The organism is Pyrococcus horikoshii OT3 (genome assembly GCF_000011105.1).
Taxonomy (GTDB): Archaea; Methanobacteriota_B; Thermococci; order Thermococcales; family Thermococcaceae; genus Pyrococcus; species Pyrococcus horikoshii.
Genome location: NC_000961.1, coordinates 483,458 through 505,938, shown reverse-complemented (window position 1 = coordinate 505,938; position 22,481 = coordinate 483,458). Strand labels below are relative to the sequence as shown.

The following is a 22,481-nucleotide window of genomic DNA, read 5'->3' as shown; positions in this document are numbered from 1 at the left end:
TTTTCGAGCTCAAAGAGAACAACCAAAATGGTGCGGGGGCGGGGATTCGAACCCCGGAACCCCTACGGGAGGGGATCTTGAGTCCCCCGCCTTTGACCAGGCTCGGCAACCCCCGCACTTCAAGTGGTAAATGAAAGCATGGACTTTAAAATCTTATGGTTTCAGAAAAGAGCAATGGTAGCCCCGCGGGGATTCGAACCCCGGTCGCGGGATCCAGAGTCCCGCATGCTTGGCCGCTACACCACGGGGCTACGTCCAATTTTCACTCAACGTTAATGCCTTTTAAGCTTTGCGGTTTTATTCAAGCCGTTTAGGCAGATTCCTCCTTTAAAATTTCTAGGCGAGGAAGCCAAAAACTTAATATACAGGGAAATGGTAACTTCGTTAAATCCGGTGGTGAATAAAATGGCAAATTTGATTAGGCTACTATCGAGCCCCTCTTCTACTATCCTTGGTAATGATAGGAGATTAAAGGTAATAGAATTCCTCAGAGAGCACAATAATGAAGCTGAGGTTAGCGAGCTCGTCGAATACATATGCAAGGCCGAGGGGAATGAAGACAGGAGGCACAGGAAGAGCGTCTACGTGAGCCTAGTTCAAACTCATCTCCCAAGGTTACAGAGGGAAGGGATCGTGAATGTTGAGAGAGGAAGAGTCTACCTATTGGGTGTACCATCCGAAGTTCACACCTTCATAGAACTTAAGAACGAGGGAAAAAATTTATGGCCCCTGGCTTACCTAATTTTCTCATCAATTTCCCTACTTGTCTCCCTTGCATTAGCAAGCTCAGAAGGTGTAATATTTTCTCTCATCCTCTTGGCACTGTCGATTTTCCATTGGATATGTACTAGGTAATGAGGGGTTACCAGAGTTAAACTTCCAACTACCTATATACAACTTCCCCTCCATTTTAGTTTGGGTCTCACACCAGGTGGGATCCAGCAACTCAGGAGATGGAAAAAGTGAATAGATACTTGATTGCCGTCTTTGGCCTTTTGGCCGCATTTGGCCTCGTGCTCGGCGTAGGGGCCAATTTTAGTGACTACAACGCCAGTAGGAGCGTCCACTGGAACATAGTAACGGACGACAGTGAGCTAATCGACTTAACCCCAATACAACCTTATTCGTACATAAATGAAACTACCGGAAAGCTAGTTATAGACTTCTCAGCTAACAACCCGAACTATCCAGGTTACGGAAACGGAGTTAGTCCAGCAAGTGAATACAACTTTGACGAAGTTTTCGGGGTAAGCAACCACCTTTGGGAAAACGTACCAATAGTCGTTGAACTCAAGTCAACTAACTCACATATAGAATTCTACGGAGCAGACAGAAATGTATACTCAGCATATGACGGAACAATGGCAAGCGCAAGCGACTCAGCTAGGGATTGGGTATGCTTTGTCGTGCAGCCTGAAGACATGGTAAAGATAGGAATGGACTTATCAGCTAACGGGGATTACCCCGGAGAAATGTGGACTGGAACATTAGAGATTAAGGCCTACAGGCTCGGCACTGAGCCAGCTGACTTAGTTGGCAAGTGCGGGCAGGGGCCTTGAATTAGTAGGAGGTATTGAAAATGAATAAATTGTTTGGAATAGCCCTGTTCCTTGCAGGGCTTATGTTAGCAGTTGGCGCGGGGGCCAACTTTAGGTATTTCGAAGCAAATAGAGATATGAGCGTAGCCATAGTGAGCGACGACTCAGAGTTAATAGATCTAACCCCAGTACAACCTTACGTGTACCTGAACAACGGAAAATTGACTGTAGAGATCTCGTCAAACAATCCAAGCTATCCCGGATATGGAGAAGGTCTTAGCACAGACAGCATTTACGTATTTGAGGAAATGTTCAACGTCAGCAACGAACTTTGGGAAAACGCCCAGCAGGATTACCCAATATGTGTAACTGTAAAAGCTGAATCACCCGTGAAGGTCTTTGCCGGAACTTACAACAGCCCAATAGCGGGACCCGACTACCAGATCTCATTCACGGTATACCATGGTCAGCCCGTTTCAGTTGGAATGATATTCAACAACACCGGGTTAAGCAGCGGTGAACACCAATTCCAGATAGACGTAAGCGCAGTCGCTGGTGAATGCCACTGAAGGGGCTCCGCCCCTTTAGTTCCCCTTTTGGGTGACGAAAAATGCGGGTCTCCGACATCTTAATTAGCCTACTATTGGTTGGTATCGTGGTACCTTCGGTGGTAGGCTTTCTGATGGGGAGACCCGTGTTCGTTTCCTACGCATACTCCGACAGCATGGTACCTACCATAAACAGATGGGATGTCTTCTTCATCAACCCCCTTTCCAAGGGAGAGGTTGGGGATATAATAGTGTTCAACCTTTCCGGAAGATGGACTGTTCACAGGGTTTACGCGATAACCGAAGAGGGTTACATAACCAAGGGCGATAACAACGTTGCAACGGATCAGCAAGACGGCAAAAACCCACCTGTACCGAGGGATCAGGTAATTGGAAAGGTGATAACCCTGGGAGGAAAGCCAGTTAAGATACCGAAGCTAGGGATGTACTTAAGATCAAGCAACTCCCAATACCTTGCTATTACCCTAGTTGTAATTGGAGGAATAATGCTAGGTACCGGGAATAAGGTTAAGAGGAAGAAGAGGAGAAGGGGAAAGGTTATCGATACTGGAACGCTCTATTTAATGCTCTCAGCACTACTAGCCTTTGGGATAGTATTCGCCGGTTCAACCCTATGGGGAGAGATAAGCGTAACTTACGTTTCAACACTAGGTGGTGGACAGAGGGAAGGGTGGTACCTTCCTGGGAGCGTCGTTGAAGAAAACGTAACGATCAAGAACTACGCGAGGATACCCATGGTCTTCATAGTTAAGGGGAAAATAGTGAACGACACGATCTTCAAGCTAGGTGGTGGTGAGGAAAGGGTCATCAAGGGAATTATTCACGTGCCTGAGGAAACCAGGGTGTACACTGAAAGGGTTAACGTTTACTCTTACTACCCACTCCTTCCAACGGGAACCATTGAGAGAGCATACTCGATAAACCCCTACTTACCCCTAATCATCGAAGGGTTGCTGGTCTTCCTGGCCCTCGCAATGATAAAGCCATTCCTCGGGGAACCTGAGTACATATCTTTAGGGAGATTTTGGAAATGAGAAGAAAGGTTATTGGAATATTGCTAATTTCATTGGCCCTCCTTATGGTGAAGGTTGGAAGCTCATCAACGTTCAGGGAAACTAGCATGGAGAGGCAGATAATAGTTGGGTACGGTGATGACCCCTTCATAGACGTTCAGTGCAAGTTCATAAGATGCTGCCCAGGAAACGTGATAACGATAAAGAATAACCTTGACTACCCAATATATGCCACTTTAGTAAGAAGAAGCTTCTGCGGTCACACCTGCGAGGTTAACATTGGAAGGATAGATCCAGGATACTCGAAGAAGATCTACGTCTTCCCAGGGAACTATACGATCAAAGCTTCCTGGGATGGGGGAGGGGCTAAATTAAATGTTAAATGTAGGAGGAGAAGATGTTGAGGATTAAGGATAAAAGAATGCAATACGCTTTCATCGGCCTATTTTTGATTTTCCTGACTTTGTCTATAGCTTCATACATGAAGCCCGCATCGTTCGAGCGCAGGGTGCTAGTTGAAAGCGTGGTTGAAGAAGGTGTACTAACGCACACGGCTCACTTCACGAACTCGACGATCTACGGTAGCTACGCATCGCTGGAATATTACCCGACAAAGGTCACCGACTACATACTAGGGGAATATAAGTATAGGATAATTCCCAAGGAAGAGGGTAACTACACACTAGAAGGGATAACCTCATATTACGTAACCAAGGGGAAGGAGAAGATCTACCTGCTTAACGAGACGACCTTCAGGTACACGGGTAACTTAACCAACGGAAGGTTCATGCAAGACTTCAAGGTTAACCTAACCAAGATAAATGGGAGGGAAGCTGAAATAAGCAAGGCCCTCAACTTGCCGAGGCTAAGCTATGAGCTAACCGTGATAGCAAGGGTCAAGAGAGGAAACGGAACGTTCACCCAGGAGATGCCAGTGGTTAACGATGCAGCAAGCGGTTTAACTTATATAGAAAACACCGAAGAAAAGAAGGTAAATAACAAAGTTAAGACCATAAATGAAAACCTTGAATTCCTGGGAATGCCAGTTTCTAGGGCTAGAATCTTGTTCCCGGTGCTAACGCTGATATTCGGGATCCTCACCCCAGTGACATGGGAACCCAGGAAGAAGAAGTGGAAGGCGATAGAGGGTAGGCCAACTGGAATAGGGCAGAGGGTTATAGTTGAGGATATGAAGAGCTTAAAGAAGGTGTCAAGCATCGTTGGAAGTCCAATAATACACTACGAGACCGATGGGATAGATATATATGGAGTAATAGACGGTAATGTCCTCTACGAATATTGGGAGCTCAGGAAGAGCGGGCCTTAATCCAGGCAACTAGTATTATTATCCCAATCCCGAGGATGACACCTAGGATGAACATTAAGAGCTCCCTTCCCTTCCCAACTACAGTTTTTGTTATCTCCGATGTTTTTACCATCGTTTTCGTCATTGTTATCGTTTTAGTTATCGTCTCGTTCTTTGAAACTGTTATAGTCTTTTCACTCACCTTTTCCTCTGTCTTCGTTATTACCTTTGTAATGGTAGTAACTGCTACTGCTGGAGCTTCATTCTCACCCTGAACCTCGAAGCTTATAGTCGAGTTGTAGAGCTTTACCCCGTGGGATGCTAACGTTACCGGAACCGTGTAGTTTCCTGGGGTGACTGCGACTAGCTTTATTGAAGCATTCCTAGCGGGGAGCACAACGCTACCCGCTGAAACCCTACCCTCGGATAGTAAACCGATCCCTGGGGGTAGATTTAGCGTTAGGTTCCCCTCGATGTTATGGCTTAAAGTTACGTTGACCTCAAAGGGTACCCCCAGAGATACAGAAACTGGATAAGAAATGTTTACGCCAATGTTTAGAGGTTCAACCTCAACCACTGGAGAATTCGAGGAGAACTTAAGCATCGACAATCCACCGCAAGCTAGGGGGTATGGGACTGGACCCTCAACTGTAACTTTACCGACGTTCACCTTACCCTCCTTGGTGGGTAAAAGGGTGAAGCTCAACTCCACACTTTTTCCCGGATCCAGGGAGCTTATGTAAACCGAATCCCTACCGATTACCTTCACCCCATCACCGGGATTGAACTTAGCGAGCATCCCCATGACTCTGCTATTCCCCTCGTTCATCACGCTAACCCTAACCTTGAACGGGGATAGAAGGGTAACCCTCTCAGGGGCCTTTACAGTTACGTTAAGATAGGCTAGATACCTCGGCTTCTCGCTCTCGTTGTAGAATGCTATGAAGAGCCCCTTCTTACCGTTTTTATCCTCATCCGTTTCAAGCAAGCCGAGCTTTATCCCATCGTACTCTATGGAATCTACTACAGTTGGGTTAGCCCTCAAGGTTCCCGAGTACAGCTCATCGCCACAGTTGTTAGATATAACTATGTAGGAAACTCCATCCGCAAGCCCCTCGAGCTTAACTATGAGCGGACCCACCGTGAACCCCTTACCCTCGTACAGCCAGAAGACCTTTGAGGGATCGTAGGCTATTGAAACATTTACACCCCTCAATAAAACGGCTAGGGAGATAACCGGATCGCAGAGGTTACCCTTCATCTCACACCTGAAGCCGTTGTACTTGACTATGAAGGGGCCAACGTAAGCGTACTTACCCTCCTCCACCCAGTAATCTTTACCCTCGAACTTAACGTCAAGGATGCTCGAGGATTTATTGTTAACGACAGTCATGTTTAAGCCGGAGAGGGTTATCTTATAATCCCCATAGGTTACATTATCTAGAAGCTTAAGCTCTCCAGAGAATATTTCGGGTCTTGGAGTTATAACTACTTTATAACCCCCAACCTCAAAGGAATCCTTGTAAACTTTCTCACCGGTTCCGTTGCTAACGGTTACCTCGAAGGAATCAACGGTAACATCCTTAACCCTTATGACGTACCTTCCAACCTTAATGCTCTGGTTAATCAACGCCGGCGGGAAGGTGACGTTGAGGTAAACCATTGGGTTCTCTCCCAGGAAAACCTTCTCAACCTTAACCTTAACATCGCCAACCTTCTCCTCTTCCCCGGGCTTTAGGGAGAGATAGCTAACACCGCTAGGGGTTGAGAGTGCTATTAAGACCTCTCCATCAACTCCTACATCCCTCACCACTATAGCGTTATCCCCATAGCTAACGCTCTCCCCTAGGTTAGCCCAGCCAACGAAGGTAGATGCCGACACCCCTGGGAGCATGAGGAGTATTAGCACTAGGATTAGCTTCCTCACCCTTCACACCCCCAGTAGGAAGAGTATCAAGCTTCCCCCTCCAACGCTCATGAACTTGGACATCAGCACCTGACCAATGTACATTCCTATGGCGAAGACCCAGAGTAGTATCACGAAGTAGTAGAGCGAAGCGAGAAGGTTACCTCCATCCGCTACTTTAATTGCCAAGGCCGAGAGGAGTGAGTGGACTATCATGATTATTATCAGGGATAGATCGAGGAGCTTAAGCCCGCTCGGGGGTATAACGTGGATAACGTTACCTATGTACTCCGTTGGAACTTGGAACTTGCTGAATATCGAATTTATCGTGACGGCTACCTGGAAGGATGCTGCTAGGGAGAATGCAAAGGCCCCCGTCAATCCCAGGATTATTCCTATGAAGTTTGAGACGCTCTGGAGCCTCTTCCTCCTAAGCCTTACGAGCCTCTCGAAGTTCCTGCTTATAACCTTACCAACGTAATCCGGCTCGGCCCCTAGCCTAAGGCTCTCCCTGAATATCTCTGAGAATATACCTATCAACCAGCTACCAGTCTCAGCTATGAAGAAATCCCAGGCCCTGGCTGAATCAACCCTAACGGCGAGCCTCCTGTAAAGGGCCCTTATATCCTCCGTGAGCATTCCGAAGTCGTGGGCACTGAGGTATTTAAGTACCAGCAAAAGCGAGGCACCACTTGCAGCTAGCGATGAAGCTAAGCTCCTTATGAAAGCAGGGAAGTTCTCATCCTTCCTGAATATTATTCCCTCCTCCTTCCTAACGACGTTACCTAAGTAAGCTAAAGGAGTTAGGGATAGGGCTATCACGAATGGAGTGGGAAGGTGAAACCTCGGCCTTATTAGAGCGAAGTAGAGGAGGAAGACTATTGGAACTAGCATGCCCGAGATTATTGCAGCCCTCTTTATCCTCCTATACCTAGGAGTCTCAACCCTCTTCTCGGCCCATATAGGATCCTCGGGCATCCTATACTTTATCACGAGTAGTGAACCGATCTCGGCCGCGAGTATTAGGAAAGCTAAATAAAGGGCTAACCTACCTATGTTCTGGCCCGTCAATATGGGCCCTATGATCATGAAGGCTCCTGCGAAGACTATCGAGATTATAACCGACTCGTAAATCTCCTTGAATATATCCAAATCATAGAGGGCCCCCTCGTAGAAGGTCTGATAATCATCCATAACGGTTTGCTGCTCCTGGAACAGGTAATCCTTTAGCTCGACACCGCTATCCAAGGAATAAGCTAGTCTATCCAGGAAGTCAGCAAAAACTTTACTGGGGGTTCTCTTCGCTAGGAACCTGAACGCTTCTGGTAGGGATCTATGGAGCTTGTCAACGATTATGTAAACCTTCTTCATCTCATTGGCTATGGCCCCAAGCTTGGGATCCTTTGCAAGAACCCTGAGTATATCCGTTCTCCCTATCTCACTCGTCGAGAGGACAGCGAAGTAAGTTATGAAGTAAGGTAGCTTGGAGTTTATGGAAAGCCTCTTCGAATCAGCAGCTAGGTAAGGGTAGGCAGCAACGTACACAGCTATTATAGCTGGGACGAGGTACATGAAGAAGACTAGGCCCCTGGGAAGGGTTATCAACCTAGTGAAAAAACCCATTACAAGGAAAAGAATTCCCGAGCCAGCTAACCCTGGGATGAGGATCTTCTTCATGTACTCCTTTGGATTTAGGTCTGCCTTTACGAAGATGCTGATCTTCTCTTCTTTAGGCATTGGAATCACCTCAGATCCTGAAGCTCAATCCCTCGATACCCCTCTGGTAGAAGGCCTTAATCTCCCTGTACACATCCCAGTAATTGAATATCTTGAGCTCAACCATCCTCTGAAGGATCCTAGCCCTGAGGAAGAGCTCATCGTATATCGCCTTGGGATCCTCGTACCCAGCTATCTCGGCTATCTTATTCTCGAGTATGTAGGAGTTGTTCATACCCCTGAATATGTGCCTGTCGTTTACAGGATCCCACTCGAAGACGTTCCTGGTTGCAACTCCTCCGAGTTCCTCGTAGTAACCTTCTATCTCGACTACTGTGATAACCCTTCTCAGGAACTTACCCTTAACGTAAACCGCTTGCTGGAACAGTGCGATGTTAAGGTTATCTATGAAGGTTATAGGAACGTTTATAGGTGAGCCCGTGAAACGCTGGATCATCTTCTTAACGTCACCAGCGTGGAAGGTACTCATAACAGGGTGTCCCGTCTGCATGGCCTGGAAGGCTATGTTACCCTCAGCACCTCTAATCTCACCGACTATGATGTAGTTTGGCCTAGATCTTAGAGCAGCTTTCAGGAGGTCGAACAGCGTAACCCTACTCTCCTCGGGACCCCTCTCTCTGGTAACGAGCCTCTGCCAAGTTGGATGGGGGACCTGAACCTCAGGAGTATCTTCAGCTGTATAGACCTTTGATCCCGGCTTTATGAAGGGAATTATAGCGTTCAAAGTAGTTGTTTTACCCGAGGCAGTCTCACCGCAGACGAATATGCTCATACCATACTCTATGGCCAACCAGAGGTAAGCGGCTATCTCTGCACTCATCGTACCCCAGGCTATAAGCTGGGTTATGCTCAGCGGGGTTGCTGCAAACTTTCTTATCGTTGCACTAGGACCCTTGAGCGAGATATCTGGGGAGTAGATTATGTTTATACGAGAACCATCAGGAAGGGTTCCATCAACTATTGGGTTCCTATCGCTGACGGGCCTTCCTATCCTCTCGGATAGGTTCTTCAAATAATCTGCAAGCTCTATGTTATCTTTCCACTTTATGTTCGTCGGTAGATGCTGGAATATCTTGTGGACAACAGAAACGTAGTTCGCACCTATTATGTGGATATCCTCAAGGTAGGGATCTCTCGCTATTGGTTCCAGGGGACCTATTCCAATTATATCCCTCTTCACAAGATACCTGAACTTCTCCATCTCCTCCTTGGTTATCTTTAATCCCTTCCTCCCCTTCACCAGGGAGAGAACTGCTTCCTCAAACAGGGAATCAAGGAACCTCTCGAATTCCTCCTGCTCCTCTGGAATATCCCTAGTAGGTGCTAGCTCAAGGATCCTATCCTTTATCAACTTGTACTTCTCCTCTTCCTCCCTGTTCTCTATCCTCGGCTCTATCACTATGTACTGGGTTTCCGTTTGGGGGTCACCATAGATGTGTATGAATATCGGATCACCAACGGGATAGATTATGTTGGGATATGGGATATCCCTCATCTCGGTGGTTAGCTGAACGTGAAACTCGGGGACTTTACCATACTTACGCCTAAACTCCTCAACGTACTTCCTAAGGTGAGGATTCCTGCGCATTGCCTCCTCAAGCGTTCCTGAAACGGCCTCTGCCATATCACACCACCGCCGCTATTTCTACTACCAATCCAACCCTAGGTTCAACCCTAAACGGTATTATCTTCTGAAACACCCCCTTAGCATTGTTGTACTTCACTATAGTCGCTGAGTTCTTTAAGTCCCCACCGAAGACCCTAACGTTGAGCCTCATGAGCAAGGTTGACGCTTCCTCAAGGAGGAACATCACATCCCTCGAGAGCTCCTCGGGGTTAGCGGTTAATATTATAACCTTCCCAAGGCTCGAGAGCCTCTTAATGTACATCAGGAAATTTCTCACCGCACCGACATCCTGCTCTCGCGAGAGCACGGATGAAAACGAATCGATGATGATAACATCTTGATCCCAAAGCCTCGGCTCACCGAGTAATCTACTTAGGAACTTCCTCTCCTCGCTAACACCGCTAAGTAAAGGGTAGAGGGAGACGAAGACGAGCTTTTTTCTTATCAGGAAAGGGATAACATCGTAGCTTATCGACATCATCTGCTTGATGTACTCAACGGTTGTGTATTGGCTCGAAATGTAAGAGGAGGTATATCCATTCATAAGGAAGCCGTAGAGTAATCTTTGAGAGATTATTGACTTCCCTGTCCCCCTATCCCCCTCAATGAGCATTATCGTACCCGCTGGAATGCCACCGCCTAGACGCCTGTGGAGCTCATCTCCCTTCAGCTCTATCTTTAGTAGCTCTTCAACCATGCTGGATCCCTCCTTCAGATCTTAAAGATCAAAACCCTCTCCTTCCCGTTCTCTAGAACCACTTGTATCCTGTGGTACCCTGGATCCAAAGCATTCCCAAGAGTCACTTGGATCGCCCCTACCTCCCCAGGATCTAAGGAGCTTATCGAGTTCCCGTTAACATCGGTGAACGTTAAATTCGCGGGAGGGATTATGTTACCATCTATGAACACTTGGATTGAGTTAGAGCTGAAAGCTATTGAATCCTTCCCTATGTTCTTGACGTAGAAGGTGTATGTGTAAGGGCCAGTCCCACTAACCGGAATCTTGCTGGGATCGTTAATTATCGCGAAGTCAACCCTCAAGCTATCAGCTAGCATTGTTCCCCTATCCTTCATGCTGTTCGCTAGATCGTTGGTGACGTAAGCTAAGGCCCCAGCTACGCTACCCGCTATGATCACTGCAACGATGAACATTATTAGCTCGCTTGCTGGACCTCCAGCGGTCATCAGCTCACCTCCATCGGGCATTGAATCGAGGTTGAGTCAACAACGTATGCGGTTCCATTGTAATGGTAAGCTATGATCGCCACGCAACCGTTATTGAAAGCGAGGGTTAGGTGATTTAAGCTCCCGCTCGTATCTCCCCCGGGGATAGTTATACTATAGCTCTCGCCGGGGATTAGATAGGTGACATCGACGGAAGACACATAGGTACCGTTGTGAAGCACATCAATTTTACCCTCAAGGGTTTGACCTAGATAGGTGAACGCGACATCAACGTGAGTCGAATTAACGTAAGATATCGAAACGTTACCAATATCGAAGTGTAACTGGGAAGTGCGGAGCGAATACCAAAACTCCCTCGCGGCTTGAACCTCAAGGTAACTATTCTCCCATGCTATGTAGAGAGTCCCCAATCCTATTAAAAAAGAAATAAAGACTATCGCTGCACTCGCTGAAACGCTGAACCCCAATGGTTACCCCTCCAGGCTAGACTCCATAGAACTCATCGAGGGTCTTCTCTAGCATCTTCACCTCCCTTTCAAGCTTATCTAGTACATCCCTCGTGATCCTTAGGCCCCTAAGCCTCTCTATGAAGAGGAGGCTTATCAGGTGATCTTGGACGGTTAACTTCTCAGCAGGCTTCCATTCGGGATCCCTGTGGTGAGGCCTAGTTCCCCTGGCAAATCTGAGGAGCTGGTTGAGAACCTTTTCGCTTATCCAGCCGATCTCGTAGTAGAACTCAAGGACTTTCTCTAGGTTCTGTATTCCCACCCTGTCGATTAGGAAGCCAAGCCACTTGAGGGCTATCATTATGGACACCACGTCCTCAGGTATTTCCTCGAGCCTAGCCTTCTTTGGCTCTTCCTCGAATAGGATGCTCGCGATGTCCTCTGGGATCTTCATCTTTTCGGACATTTTACCCACCTCCTCCTTCTCCTTTTCCTCTTCCACTTCCTCCTTCTTTTCCTCCTCAACAACCTCAACTTCAGGGGTTACAACTTCTTCCTCTTCAGGAGGAACTTCCTCCTCAACAACCTCAACCTTTTCCTCCTCTTCGGGAACTTCAACAACAACCTCTTCTTCGGGCTTAGCAGCTTCAGCTTCCAACTCCTCAACCTTTTCAGCTAATTCACCAACTTCCTCAGCGGTAACCTCTTCTCCCTTCTCAATCTTCTCCTCCAACTCCTCAACCTTCTTCTTAGTCTCCTCCAACTTTTCACCGGTTAGCTTTTCCTCTAACTCCTCAACCTTCTTGTGTATCTCCTCAACCTTCTTAGCCAGCTCTGACTTCTCTTCCTTGGGCTTCTCCTCAAGTAACTCCTCAATCCTCTCAACCTTCTCGGTGACTTCAGCTGCTTTTTCCGCTATGCTCTCGGCCTTCTTCTCATGAACTGCGAACTTCTTCTCCTCGAGGGCCTCGACGAGCCTCGATAACTGTGAGCTTAACTCACCCAACTTCTTACCTAGCTCATCAACCCTCTTACTTATCTGCTCGTACTTAGCCGCTTGACTTCCATAAGCATCAAGAACCCTCTTTATTATCTCGTCAAGTTGCTTTGGCGTTAGCGTATCCTTCTTGGCCATTAGCTTTTCCCTTAGCTCGTTTATGACGACGCTGGGAACCTTTCCCTTAAGCTCTGCAAGCTTTGCATTTATCTCTGCATCAGTTACATAGCCCATCTCCATGGGTCACACCTCCGCCAGCACCTCGTAGAGGATCGAATCTAAGTCGACACCGTAGCCAGCGAGCACCTTGATGTCGTTCTTAACTTGGGCGAGCTCCATCTTCAGCTCTTCTATCTGCTTCTTGAGCTCTTGGATTTCACTACTTAGCGATGACTCCTGGCTTAGTTGCTCCTTGAATGGGTTTATCTCCTGAGAGACTACTTCGTAGAGCATCATTATGTCCTTTATCGTCTTGTCGAGCCTCTCTATCTCCTCCCTGATCTCTTGAATCTGCTTCTTTATGTTGTCGATGCTTATCTTAACCCTCGGGAGATCGTTCTCGATGTCGTTGAGCCTCTCCATTATCTGCTCTATCTGCTCGTTCTGCTGCTTCTCTTCAACCCTGCTCTCAAGTTCTTCAACCGTTACCTCCTCGAAGGTTTCTTCCTTCCTTTCCTCCTCCTTCTCCTTCTTCTTGAATAATGAAGTTAGGAAGTCAAGGGCCATCGCTATCACCTCACTGGAGCTCCATTAGGTTATCCGTGTAAGTCGATGGAGTCGTGAAGTCTATAACTCCACCCGCACCATTCTCTGGGATTACCTTCCCAACGACTTTTGTGCTAGGTGGTATTCCATAGCCATTGCTGTAATCATTGTCGTCATCGAATGGTATCGTCCACAAGATTAGGGCGGCTTTGTCTCCAAACCCAAGCGTGGGATGAGCTGTATTGCTTAGGCTATCATCGTCATCTGCAACGACCACAATTCCAAAGAGCATCTTATTGTCTTGTGTCATTGCATAATATAGATTCTTCCAGACATCAGCGACACTGGTTACCGTTGTATAATTGCTTACTGAGAGTACATCTGTATCGTTAAAGTAGGGTACTATGTTCTCAATATCCCCTGCATATAGGAAATAGCCTGCTTGGAGTCCTTGGTCTTTGTCTGAATCATAGTACCTATACACTGCCATTCTTTTACCGTCACTTAATACAACTCTAACATGGGCGAGATCAATACCTCCGCTACCAGCGTTTGGAGTAACGTAGACTACTAGCCTCGTTATCTTTCCACTTCCTGGAGGGTTTGAAGGAGTATAGCCATAAATGCCACTCACTCTGATTCCGCTTGCTACTTCCTGGGTGGTCTGCCTACCAGTGGCCATGGCCTTCTGCTGAAGGTAGCCACTGGTTGTAATTAACACTCCAGCAGCTACCGCAGCTACCAATACCATTGCGATGAACACGATGAGCGTTCCAATACCAATAGCACCCCTCCTCATTCACACCACCTCACTGCAACTCTAACACGTTGTAGCCAAACGTTGGGGGAGTCGTGAAGTCTATAACTCCAGCAGCTCCAGCATCCGGAATCACCTTCCCTATTATCTTTGTGGATGGCCCTATTCCACCCTTACCTTCGTACTCGAAGACATCGTCAGTTCTGAGGAGCAGTGCAACGGTGTCACCCCACTCGAGGGTTGGGTGGTGGTTCTCCATCTTTGAACCAACGTCATTAACCACTGCAATGCTGAAGGTTCCGTTGCTGGTATTCTTCCAGATCGTCAAGTTGAAGAGGTCGAGTATCTTCCCCGTGTATAGTACTCCGCTGTAGTTGTAAACCGCTAACCTCTTCCCATCGCTGAGCACTATCTTAACGTTGCTTAAGTCAATTCCACTGCTCCCAGCGTTGGGAGTTACCAGGATGGCCATCTTGACTATCGTTCCATTGCTTGGGGGAGTTGCGTTTATGTAGCCGAATACATTGACGATCTTTATTCCACTTGCAACTTCCTGGGTTGTTTGCCTCCCTGCTGCTTGGGCTTTCTGCTGGAGGTAACCTGCTGTTCCTATGATTACCCCCGCGGCTACTGCGGCTACTAGAACCATTGCGATAAAGACGATCAGTGTACCAATGCCTATTGCTCCCTTCCTCATGCTATCACCCCCTTAAGTTTAAGAAAAACTAAAAGGTGAAGAGAGCTAGAAAGAAATCACTGAAGCTCAATGACCTGCTGGGTGTAAGTTGATGGAGTCGTGAACTCTATGATTCCAGGAGCACCAAATTCTGGAATGACTTTTCCAGTAACCTTAGTTCCGGTGTCGAATCCATTTCCAAACACTGCTGTCCATGTAATTGTGACATTAACGCTAGATTGCTTTGTTAAAACGTCAGTAGTTGTTGTGGATATCACTGATATCTTGCTAACTCCAGAGCTGTATCCTAATGACTGAGTCCCTCCTACCCTCAGAGCGAGTACTACTAGATCGCCTTTGGTTAAGGTTGGATACTCCTTGTTGTCTAAGCTCCCATCGCTGTCTTGAAGCACTGCTATTCCAAAGTCAGTCTTAGTCGTTAAGTTGTTAAAGGCATCATTATCGAACACGTCACTGACTGGATTAGCAAAGGCATATAAGCTCACTGGAGTGTCAAAGCTTATAGTGACATTACTGTCTGTCGCAGGTTTAATATGATTATCATTACTATCTACAGTAGCATTTACTATCTCTATGACCTTGTTAGTTGTATCAATTATTACTGTTGGTGCTGCTGATGTCCAGTCAGTTGGATCAAAGTACACCTGAACACTTCCATTATCGAACTTTATCGTAGCTCCAAGGTTCTGCATTAGCTCGGCTAGGAAGTAGAGTTCATTAGCTGAATTCCCAACTCTGTATTTGAATATTGCCTGCTTCTGTCCATCACTTAGAGTTATCCTTACCTTAGTTAAGTCAATTCCGGAGCTTCCAGCATTTGGTGTTATGTAAACAGCTAACTCTTGAATATAAGTTGGATTGGTGGCACTGTCGGCTTTACCAACAACTCTTGTTACTTTGATTCCGCTTGCTACTTCCTGGGTGGTCTGCCTACCAGTGGCCTGGCTCTTTTGCTGGAGGTAACCGCTCGTGTTGATGAGCACTGCAGCAGCTACTGCAGCCACTAACACCATAGCAATAAACACTATAAGGGTACCAATACCCACAGCACCTTTCTTCACTTAAACCACCCCCTTCATTGTAACTCGACAACAGTTTCGGTGTATGTGCTTGGTGTTGTGAATTCTATAACGCCAGGAGCACCCTGCTCAGGAATAACCTCACCACTAATTGAAGTTCCTGGCTTTATACCACCGAGAGCTGCATTAGCATTTACAGTCAGTGCTACCAGATCTCCCTGGTTAAGCGTTGGATAATTCTGCTGGACTGAGTTGTCACTATCTTGAATGACAACTATTCCGAAGGTGTAGCCATTTGAAGGCCAAACTCCTGAAATGTCAAATATGTTATCTACTGCCCCATTGTAGTAATTACTGCGGTTGTAGTAAAGTGAAACCTCTTGACTCTTGCTCCTTAGAACTATTTTAGTATATCTCAGGTCAATACCTTCACTTCCAGCATTGGGTGAGACATAAATTGCTAGCTTGTCTATGGCATTATTCGTTGTATCTACGTGACCAATAACACTTGTTACTTTGATTCCGCTTGCTACTTCCTGGGTGGTCTGCCTACCAGTGGCCTGGCTCTTTTGCTGGAGGTAACCGCTCGTGTTGATGAGCACTGCAGCAGCTACTGCAGCCACTAACACCATAGCAATAAACACTATAAGGGTACCAATACCCACAGCACCCCTCCTCATTTCCTTTCACCTCCTAAAAATTTGAAAGGAAATTACTGAAGCTCCATAACATGTGCCGTGTATGTGCTTGGTGTTGTGAATTCTATAACGCCAGGAGCACCCTGCTCAGGAATAACCTCACCAGTAATTGAAGTCCTTGGTGGTATTCCTCCAAGGGCTGCGTCTACATCGATAGCTATGATAACAAGGTCTCCCTGGTTGAGAGTTGGAGTACTTGCTTTCACGCTTCCGTCAGCATCTTGGAGCACTATTAAACCGAACGTTGATCCTGTCAGGAGAGACCAGTTGAAGTTTACCTGGGTGGAAGCTGCATTTTCACTGGTTCCATTTACTCCAAGAACAATATCATTGAATATGTTGCCCTGTGGAAGTGCAACGTATGTCTGGGTGCTGGATGTAGCATTATAGACGTAGTTGTACTTAAGGGAAACCTCCTTTTGTCCATTGCTTAGAATTACCCTAACCTTGTTTAGGTCAATCCCTGAGCTTCCGGCATTCGGTGAGATGTAAACAGCAAGTCTTGTTATGTCCCCAGTTATGTCCGGAGCATAACCGACTACTCTGTCAACCTTGATTCCGCTTGCTACTTCTTGAGTTGTCTCTCTACCAGTCCCCGATGCCTTCTGTTGCAAGTATCCACTAGTGTTGATGAGCACTGCAGCAGCTACTGCAGCCACTAACACCATAGCAATAAACACTATAAGGGTACCAATACCCACAGCACCCTTCCTTGGCACTACTGTCACCTCCCCTTGGAAGTTTTTCAATATTTTCTAAAAATAGCTGGATATAAAGCCATTTTTTGCGTGTGGAAGTGCTCGTAAGAATTGAAGTACCTATGTACCTACATATGTAGGTGCACACAACAAAAAGAAGTAAAGGTCAGAGCTTCCTAACCACGAGGATGGACTTACCGTAATCCTCGAAGCTGACGTCGAAGCCTTCCCGTAGTATAGCCTTCTTTATCTCAGCTTTAGCAGGGTAACCGACGAAGGACCTGTTCAAGCTTTCAAAGAACTCCATGGCTTGGATGTTCTCGAACTCATCTCTAAAAGCCTCGACTATTATTAACTTTCCTCCAGAGTCCAAAGCTTCCAGGACCTTCCCAAGGACTTCCTCTCTATCCCTAACGTACTCCAGCAGGAAGCTCATTATTGCAACGTCGTACTTACTCCTAGTCCTTATAAGCGAAACATCCATCTCCTTGAGCTCAGCGGGTAACCCATTCCTCTCAACCCTCTCCCTCGCTATCTCGAGCAATCCTGGAGAGTAGTCAACTCCAACGTATTTCCCATCCTCGCTTATGAACTTCCCGAAGTAAGCCGGGGAAACGGAACCGCAACCGAGATCCAGGATGTAGCTATCCTCCCTTATCTCGCCTAGGTTTATTATTGCATCCCTGTAGGTCTTATTAAAGGAGGAAGATAACCTTATATCCCAGAAGTCAGCATCCTTGTCGAAGTCCATGAGAACGTAGGGGTGACTGTACGAGATCAAAGCGAAGTCAACCATCTTGTAAATTTCCTCCCATATTGGAATCCAATCCGAGAGGAGTAACATGTAATCCTCCTTTGGGAACTTCAAGACGTAGGAGAACCCGTTAAGTATCAGATTGCTCGGGGTCTCCTCTATTATTCCTAAGGCTTTCAGGTGCTCGATCAGCTTCTTTAGCAATGGCTTGTTCGGAACAGGTATCTGGGACAAGAGCTCCTCGTAGCTTGGCCTGGAAGCCACAGCTTTAAATATGCCGTACTTTATTCCGAGCTGGGCTAAGTTAAGGACGCTGAGGCTTATCATGTGGTTTATGTTCGTGTCTATGGTTTTAACAAGCTCCTGGATTCCCATCTCAAACACCTCACATGAACTTTCTGTAGTATGCCTGATAATCCCTCAGCATCTCAACAACCTTTTTCCCGTACTCGGTTAGCCTGTAGTATTTGAACCCGTTATTCCTTATCTCCTCAACCAAACCGAGGTAAACGAGGGAGCTCTCACCATTGTAACGGTTCCCCAAACCCACGAGAGCTCCCCTAACGTTCGATGGATCGGAACCTACAACCCTAGCTATCTCGCTTAGGTAAGTAGCTGATGGGTAAATCTCGTAAAGGTACTGGAGGATCCTTCTCCTCAGCTCGCTGCGGTGGAGTGATCGTAAGACGTGAGGATCTATCACTGGCGGCATTAGTCCCCACCCTGGGTATTTTTTACCTATTCTTAATATTGCATGCAAAACTAATAAAGATTTCGTTGATATGTTGGGCATTATTCAACTCAAAGAAACCTTAAATACATGAAGTGAAGAAAGTTTAGAGGGAGTAAATATGTTCAGGGGAAAGAAGGAAGAGGGAGTGAACTGGGCCTTCCTCCAGGAGCACTACCCAGATGTGGTGGAGGGGTTAAAGGAATTAAGGGAATGGGATAACGTTAAGAACGCGCTAGCCGATGCTGAGAGGCTGGAGGATTACTCCATACTAGCCCTAGCAGCACTCGTCGCGCTGAAGAGGGAGGTAAACATAGACCTTGAGGAACTGAGCGAAAGGATTTATAACGTCTCGAACAAGCTTGATTCATTTAAAACGGAAACTGAAAACAACTTTAAGAGGATCGAGAAGGAGATCAACGGGATCAAGGAGGTCGTCGAGGAACTCGACAGGAGGACCGTTGTTGTAGCTAACGTCGAGAAGGTTTTACCTAGGGTGAGCGAGCTGGAGGAGAGGATGCTCTCTTTTCCGATTGAAGTAGCGGAGAGCCTGGAGAAGAGGCTAATAAAAAGCCTAGAGAAGAAGGTTGAAGAGCTCGTAGAGGAAAAGGTGGGTAAAGCGAATAACATCAACCTGAAGGAGTTCCTGGATAAGTATGATTCCCTCGTTAGGGAGAACGTTGAACTGAAGAGGAAGCTTGAGAACAGGGAGAGGATAATAAGGGAGCTCAGGGATAAGCTAGCGAAGATGCAGGAGAGCGTTAAAGAGGTTGAGGAGATAGAAAAGAAGGTTAGCGAGTACGGGAAGCTCGCGGAGGATATGAAGGAGGTAAGGGTTAGGTTAGCGAAGATAACCGGGAGCTACGACTTAAAGGAGGCCCTCAGGATAATAGAGAATAACTTCATTCCAAAATCTAGGGTTGAGGAGCTAGCGAAGAGCATAAAGAACTTGATGAAGGAGAACGAAGAGCTCAGGAAGGAGAACGAGAAGCTAAAGAAGGATTTGGAGAGGATAACCCAAGCCGTTAAAACCCTAGTCGATGAGGGATTGATAGAACCCCCTCAAGAGGAGGAGTGACCCTCGAGGAGGAGAAGCCTAGAGATCCCCTCCTTGACGGTTTTATTGACCAAGCTACTCGTATCGTTGAGCTCCTCGAGCCTCTTTATGACGACCTTCCTGAGCTTATCGTTCAGCGTTGCAAGGTGGACGAGAGCTTCTACAGCGCTAGCCCTAACTATCTCGTCACCATCGTGGAGCAGGTTTATTATCCTGGGGAGGAACGGGTTAACGTACTTGAAGCTGTTCTCGCCCATGGCCTCTATGAAGTTTAAAGCTGTGAGCTTATCCTCCCTGTTCTTCGAGGATAGCATGCTCATGAAATCCCTGACTATGCTGGCCATTAGCATTGGATTAGCCTTAGCTATCTCCTCCAGGGCGTAGCTAACGTTTATCTTCGTCTTCTCGTCTCCTATCCTGTAGTTTGCGAACAAGACTGGAATCATCGACTTCACTAACTCTGGCTTTTCTTTGGCCATCTGACCGAAGGCTTTAGCTATCTCCTGGGTTAGCGGAATAGCTTCGCTCTTCTTAAGGAGGGAAAAGAGCTTCTTGAGCATTGGCTCATAGAGATCCTCCCTTGTCTTCGCTATCACCATTATTATCGAGATCGCGTTCTTAACCACAGTCCACAGGTCATCATCGAGCAGCTCTATGAGCTTCTTAAGTACACTTTCATCGTACTTGGCCATTATCAGTATCTTCTCCAGGTGCTCCCCATTTGCCAGGGCCTCCCTTATGTCGAACTCCTCCTCTTCCATGCTCACCCCTAACCTTAAAATTGACTTAACAAAAATAAATGTTTGGTGGTTGAATGTTCTTCGATAGGGAGGAAGAGATCGAGAGACTCCTAGAGGATATAAGCTACGAGCCAAACATGGTGACCTTCGTTTATGGCCCAATAAACTCTGGAAAGACAACCTTAATCCAGGAGTTCCTCAAGAGGACTTCAGAGAAGTACGTCGGCTTTTACATTAACTTCAGGAAAACTCCAGTTGCAAACTATGAAGAGTTCTCAAGGGTTCTGTTTTCGTTCGACTCAAGGATCAAGATGATTAAAGACGTAATATCTATACTCGGTAAGGTAAATCCTTGGATTCCAATCCCTAGGGAAGTCCTCAACGATATACTAAGGGATAAGGAACCGATAAACGCTTTCTCTTACCTAAGAGAAGTACTAGAAGAGATAAGGAGTTCCGGCAAGATGCCGATTCTAGTCTTCGATGAACTTCAGGTGATAAAGGATCTCAAGGTTAACGGATCTTTAATCTATCAGCTCTTCAACTTCCTGATCCACCTAAGCAAGGAAGCGCACCTAGCCCACGTATTCGCGGTGACCTCAGACTCCCTCTTCATATCCGAGATATTTGGAAATGCCAAGCTCTCGGGAAGGGCCAGCTACTTCCCCGTCTACGACCTTCCAGAGGAAAAGGCCATTGAATTTCTCCTAAGGTTAAACCTCAGCGAGGAGGAAAGTAGGCTAGTTGTGGAGTACTTTGGGGGAAAGCCTTCCTACCTAGTGGAAGCCCCAAAGCATAGAAAACATTTAAGGGAGTGGTGCGAGAGGGAGCTTACGCTTAGGGCTAGAGAGATCAGAAGGTTCAAGAGCAACCTGCTCCTCGAGTTCATGGATGAGGAAGAGGTCGAGGTTGAAGAGCTAAGCGAGGAAGCGATAAACCTTGTGAATGCGAACATCCTGTTCTACGATCCACTAAGGGGAACTTTAAGGCCCCAGGGGAAGCTCGAGTTATTAGCAATAAGAAAAGTAATAAAAGGCTAAGTTCCGTGCTCCCAGCTTTCTAGGTACTTCTTCTGCTCCTCCGTGAGTTCTTCAATTTCAATTCCCATTGATGCTAGCTTTATCCTGGCCACCATCTCATCTATCTCTCTCGGTAGAATGTAAACTCTAGGTTCCAGCTTTCCATGGTTATCCTTTATGTACTCAGCTGCTTTAGCTTGAAGGGCAAAGCTCATATCCATTATCTCAGCAGGATGACCGTCAGCAGCAACCAGGTTCACCAACCTTCCGTCAGCTAATAGGTACAGCCTCCTACCATCTTTAAGCTTATACTCGGTTACGTTCGGCCTTGGATTGCTGATCTCGACGGCGAGCTCCTCGAGATCGGGCTTCCATATCTCAACGTCGAAGTGCCCAGCGTTGGCCATTATCGCACCATCCTTCATGAGCTCGAAGTGCTCCCTGCGGATGCACTTTATATCCCCGGTTGCGGTTATGAATATATCCCCTATCTTAGCAGCTTCCTTCATGTTCATGACCAGGAAGCCATCCATCCTGGCTTCAAGAGCTTTTATGGGATCAACCTCAACGACTATTACCGTTGCACCCAGCCCACGGGCGCGCATGGCTATCCCTCTTCCGCACCAGCCATAGCCTACAACTACCACGTTCTTCCCAGCGATTAAGAGGTTTGTAGCCCTCATGACCCCATCCCAGGTTGATTGACCCGTTCCATAGCGGTTGTCGAAGAGGTACTTCATGTAGGAGTCGTTCACGGCTATAACCGAGAACCTAAGGACACCATCCCTTTCCATGGCCCTAAGCCTTATAACCCCAGTTGTAGTTTCCTCACTACCTCCCCAGATCTCATCTAGTAATTCTTGCCTCTCCTTGTGAACTAGGCTTATCATATCCGCTCCATCATCAATTATTATGTTCGGCCTTATGTCGAGGGCCTTGTGCATGAACTCGTAGTATTGTTCCTTGCTCTCGCCCCTTATTGCGTAAACCTTAACTCCAGCTTTTGCCAGAGCGGCTACAACATCATCCTGGGTGCTTAAAGGATTGCTTGCCGCTGCAGAGACTTCAGCGCCTCCGGCCTTTAAAGTAAGCAGAAGGAAAGCGGTTTTCATCTCCAGGTGGAGGGTGGCCGCTATCCTTACACCCTTGAAGGGCTTTTTCTCCTCAAATTCCCTCCTTATGTGCTGAAGAACGGGCATGAAGCGAGAAACCCAATCAATTTTCTTCCACCCTTCGTCAGCGAGGGATAGATCTTTCACGCAGTAATCCCTTCCACAATCCAT

Annotated in this window: 25 protein-coding genes and 2 tRNA genes; 8 read left to right on the top strand and 19 right to left on the bottom strand. The window is 46.9% G+C overall.

Annotated elements, in window-relative coordinates:
- Window positions 1-28: 28 nt before the first annotated feature.
- Window positions 29-116: transfer RNA gene (locus PH_RS02655), tRNA-Leu, on the bottom strand.
- Window positions 117-175: 59 nt separating this feature from the next.
- Window positions 176-251 (bottom strand) — tRNA-Gln (locus PH_RS02650).
- Between the two features lie 154 nt (window positions 252-405).
- Here PH_RS02650 and PH_RS02645 point away from each other — a divergent pair.
- The 6 genes from PH_RS02645 to PH_RS02620 all read left to right on the top strand — a co-directional run bounded on the left by PH_RS02645 (window position 406) and on the right by PH_RS02620 (window position 4,447).
- Entirely contained in the window at window positions 406-855 is a 450-nt protein-coding gene (locus tag PH_RS02645) for a DUF7344 domain-containing protein (protein WP_048053161.1), read from the top strand.
- Window positions 856-953: 98 nt separating this feature from the next.
- Window positions 954-1,559 (top strand): DUF1102 domain-containing protein, encoded by a 606-nt coding sequence (locus tag PH_RS02640; RefSeq protein ID WP_010884666.1) that lies wholly within the window; start codon window positions 954-956, stop codon window positions 1,557-1,559.
- Window positions 1,560-1,579: 20 nt separating this feature from the next.
- The gene (locus PH_RS02635; protein ID WP_048053160.1) at window positions 1,580-2,107 is read left to right on the top strand and encodes a DUF1102 domain-containing protein; all 528 of its coding nucleotides are present in this window, start codon (window positions 1,580-1,582) and stop codon (window positions 2,105-2,107) included.
- A gap of 41 nt (window positions 2,108-2,148) precedes the next feature.
- Window positions 2,149-3,141 carry a signal peptidase I gene (locus PH_RS02630; RefSeq protein ID WP_010884664.1) on the top strand — a complete coding sequence of 331 codons (993 nt, stop codon included), beginning with the start codon at window positions 2,149-2,151 and terminating at the stop codon, window positions 3,139-3,141.
- Window positions 3,138-3,524 (top strand): hypothetical protein, encoded by a 387-nt coding sequence (locus PH_RS02625; RefSeq protein WP_048053159.1) that lies wholly within the window; start codon window positions 3,138-3,140, stop codon window positions 3,522-3,524. Before PH_RS02630 ends, PH_RS02625 begins: the two co-directional genes overlap by 4 nt.
- A complete protein-coding gene (locus tag PH_RS02620) occupies window positions 3,518-4,447 on the top strand; it encodes a hypothetical protein (RefSeq protein WP_010884662.1) in 930 nt (309 codons plus the stop codon). The genes PH_RS02625 and PH_RS02620 overlap by 7 nt, the downstream gene beginning before the upstream one ends.
- On the opposite strand, the gene PH_RS02615 is transcribed toward PH_RS02620, so the two are convergent.
- From PH_RS02615 to PH_RS02545, 15 genes are all read right to left on the bottom strand, one after another.
- On the bottom strand, window positions 4,428-6,353 hold the full coding sequence (locus PH_RS02615; RefSeq protein ID WP_010884661.1) for a hypothetical protein: 1,926 nt from the start codon (window positions 6,351-6,353) through the stop codon (window positions 4,428-4,430). The two genes, PH_RS02620 and PH_RS02615, sit on opposite strands and share 20 nt — an antisense overlap.
- 3 nt (window positions 6,354-6,356) lie before the next feature.
- A complete protein-coding gene (flaJ, locus tag PH_RS02610; RefSeq protein ID WP_048053158.1) occupies window positions 6,357-8,069 on the bottom strand; it encodes an archaellar assembly protein FlaJ in 1,713 nt (570 codons plus the stop codon).
- 10 nt (window positions 8,070-8,079) lie between these two features.
- Window positions 8,080-9,693, bottom strand: a complete 1,614-nt coding sequence (locus PH_RS02605; RefSeq protein ID WP_010884659.1) for a type II/IV secretion system ATPase subunit — start codon at window positions 9,691-9,693, stop codon at window positions 8,080-8,082.
- Between the two features lies 1 nt (window position 9,694).
- Window positions 9,695-10,393, bottom strand: a complete 699-nt coding sequence (locus PH_RS02600; RefSeq protein ID WP_010884658.1) for an ATPase domain-containing protein — start codon at window positions 10,391-10,393, stop codon at window positions 9,695-9,697.
- 14 nt (window positions 10,394-10,407) lie between these two features.
- Window positions 10,408-10,881, bottom strand: coding sequence for a flagellar protein G (locus PH_RS02595; protein ID WP_048053157.1), 474 nt, complete (start codon window positions 10,879-10,881; stop codon window positions 10,408-10,410).
- Window positions 10,881-11,348, bottom strand: coding sequence for a flagellar protein (locus tag PH_RS02590; protein WP_010884656.1), 468 nt, complete (start codon window positions 11,346-11,348; stop codon window positions 10,881-10,883). Before PH_RS02590 ends, PH_RS02595 begins: the two co-directional genes overlap by 1 nt.
- Before the next feature lie 16 nt (window positions 11,349-11,364).
- On the bottom strand, window positions 11,365-12,564 hold the full coding sequence (locus PH_RS02585; protein ID WP_010884654.1) for a FlaD/FlaE family flagellar protein: 1,200 nt from the start codon (window positions 12,562-12,564) through the stop codon (window positions 11,365-11,367).
- Window positions 12,565-12,567: 3 nt separating this feature from the next.
- The gene (locus tag PH_RS02580) at window positions 12,568-13,050 is read right to left on the bottom strand and encodes a flagella accessory protein C (RefSeq protein ID WP_048053156.1); all 483 of its coding nucleotides are present in this window, start codon (window positions 13,048-13,050) and stop codon (window positions 12,568-12,570) included.
- 10 nt (window positions 13,051-13,060) lie between these two features.
- Window positions 13,061-13,828, bottom strand: a complete 768-nt coding sequence (locus PH_RS02575) for a flagellin (RefSeq protein WP_010884652.1) — start codon at window positions 13,826-13,828, stop codon at window positions 13,061-13,063.
- Window positions 13,829-13,838: 10 nt separating this feature from the next.
- Window positions 13,839-14,483: a flagellin gene (locus PH_RS02570; protein ID WP_010884651.1), complete on the bottom strand. Its 645-nt coding sequence runs from the start codon at window positions 14,481-14,483 to the stop codon at window positions 13,839-13,841.
- Between the two features lie 56 nt (window positions 14,484-14,539).
- On the bottom strand, window positions 14,540-15,496 hold the full coding sequence (locus PH_RS09680) for a flagellin (RefSeq protein WP_394295107.1): 957 nt from the start codon (window positions 15,494-15,496) through the stop codon (window positions 14,540-14,542).
- A gap of 62 nt (window positions 15,497-15,558) precedes the next feature.
- A complete protein-coding gene (locus PH_RS02560) occupies window positions 15,559-16,182 on the bottom strand; it encodes a flagellin (protein WP_010884649.1) in 624 nt (207 codons plus the stop codon).
- Between the two features lie 32 nt (window positions 16,183-16,214).
- Window positions 16,215-16,928, bottom strand: a complete 714-nt coding sequence (locus PH_RS02555; protein WP_010884648.1) for a flagellin — start codon at window positions 16,926-16,928, stop codon at window positions 16,215-16,217.
- 136 nt (window positions 16,929-17,064) lie between these two features.
- On the bottom strand, window positions 17,065-18,027 hold the full coding sequence (locus PH_RS02550) for a class I SAM-dependent methyltransferase (RefSeq protein ID WP_173026569.1): 963 nt from the start codon (window positions 18,025-18,027) through the stop codon (window positions 17,065-17,067).
- A gap of 10 nt (window positions 18,028-18,037) precedes the next feature.
- Window positions 18,038-18,364 (bottom strand): helix-turn-helix domain-containing protein, encoded by a 327-nt coding sequence (locus PH_RS02545; protein ID WP_010868615.1) that lies wholly within the window; start codon window positions 18,362-18,364, stop codon window positions 18,038-18,040.
- A gap of 139 nt (window positions 18,365-18,503) precedes the next feature.
- Here PH_RS02545 and PH_RS02540 point away from each other — a divergent pair, with 139 nt between their 5' ends.
- Window positions 18,504-19,460 carry a hypothetical protein gene (locus PH_RS02540; protein WP_010884645.1) on the top strand — a complete coding sequence of 319 codons (957 nt, stop codon included), beginning with the start codon at window positions 18,504-18,506 and terminating at the stop codon, window positions 19,458-19,460.
- On the opposite strand, the gene PH_RS02535 is transcribed toward PH_RS02540, so the two are convergent.
- Window positions 19,445-20,200: a PH0542 domain-containing protein gene (locus tag PH_RS02535; RefSeq protein WP_048053155.1), complete on the bottom strand. Its 756-nt coding sequence runs from the start codon at window positions 20,198-20,200 to the stop codon at window positions 19,445-19,447. The genes PH_RS02540 and PH_RS02535 overlap by 16 nt on opposite strands.
- Window positions 20,201-20,253: 53 nt before the next feature.
- On the opposite strand from PH_RS02535, the gene PH_RS02530 reads away from it, so the two are divergent.
- The gene (locus PH_RS02530; RefSeq protein WP_010884643.1) at window positions 20,254-21,219 is read left to right on the top strand and encodes an ATP-binding protein; all 966 of its coding nucleotides are present in this window, start codon (window positions 20,254-20,256) and stop codon (window positions 21,217-21,219) included.
- On the opposite strand, the gene PH_RS02525 is transcribed toward PH_RS02530, so the two are convergent.
- Window positions 21,216-22,481, bottom strand: coding sequence for an adenosylhomocysteinase (locus PH_RS02525; protein WP_048053154.1), 1,266 nt, complete (start codon window positions 22,479-22,481; stop codon window positions 21,216-21,218). The genes PH_RS02530 and PH_RS02525 overlap by 4 nt on opposite strands.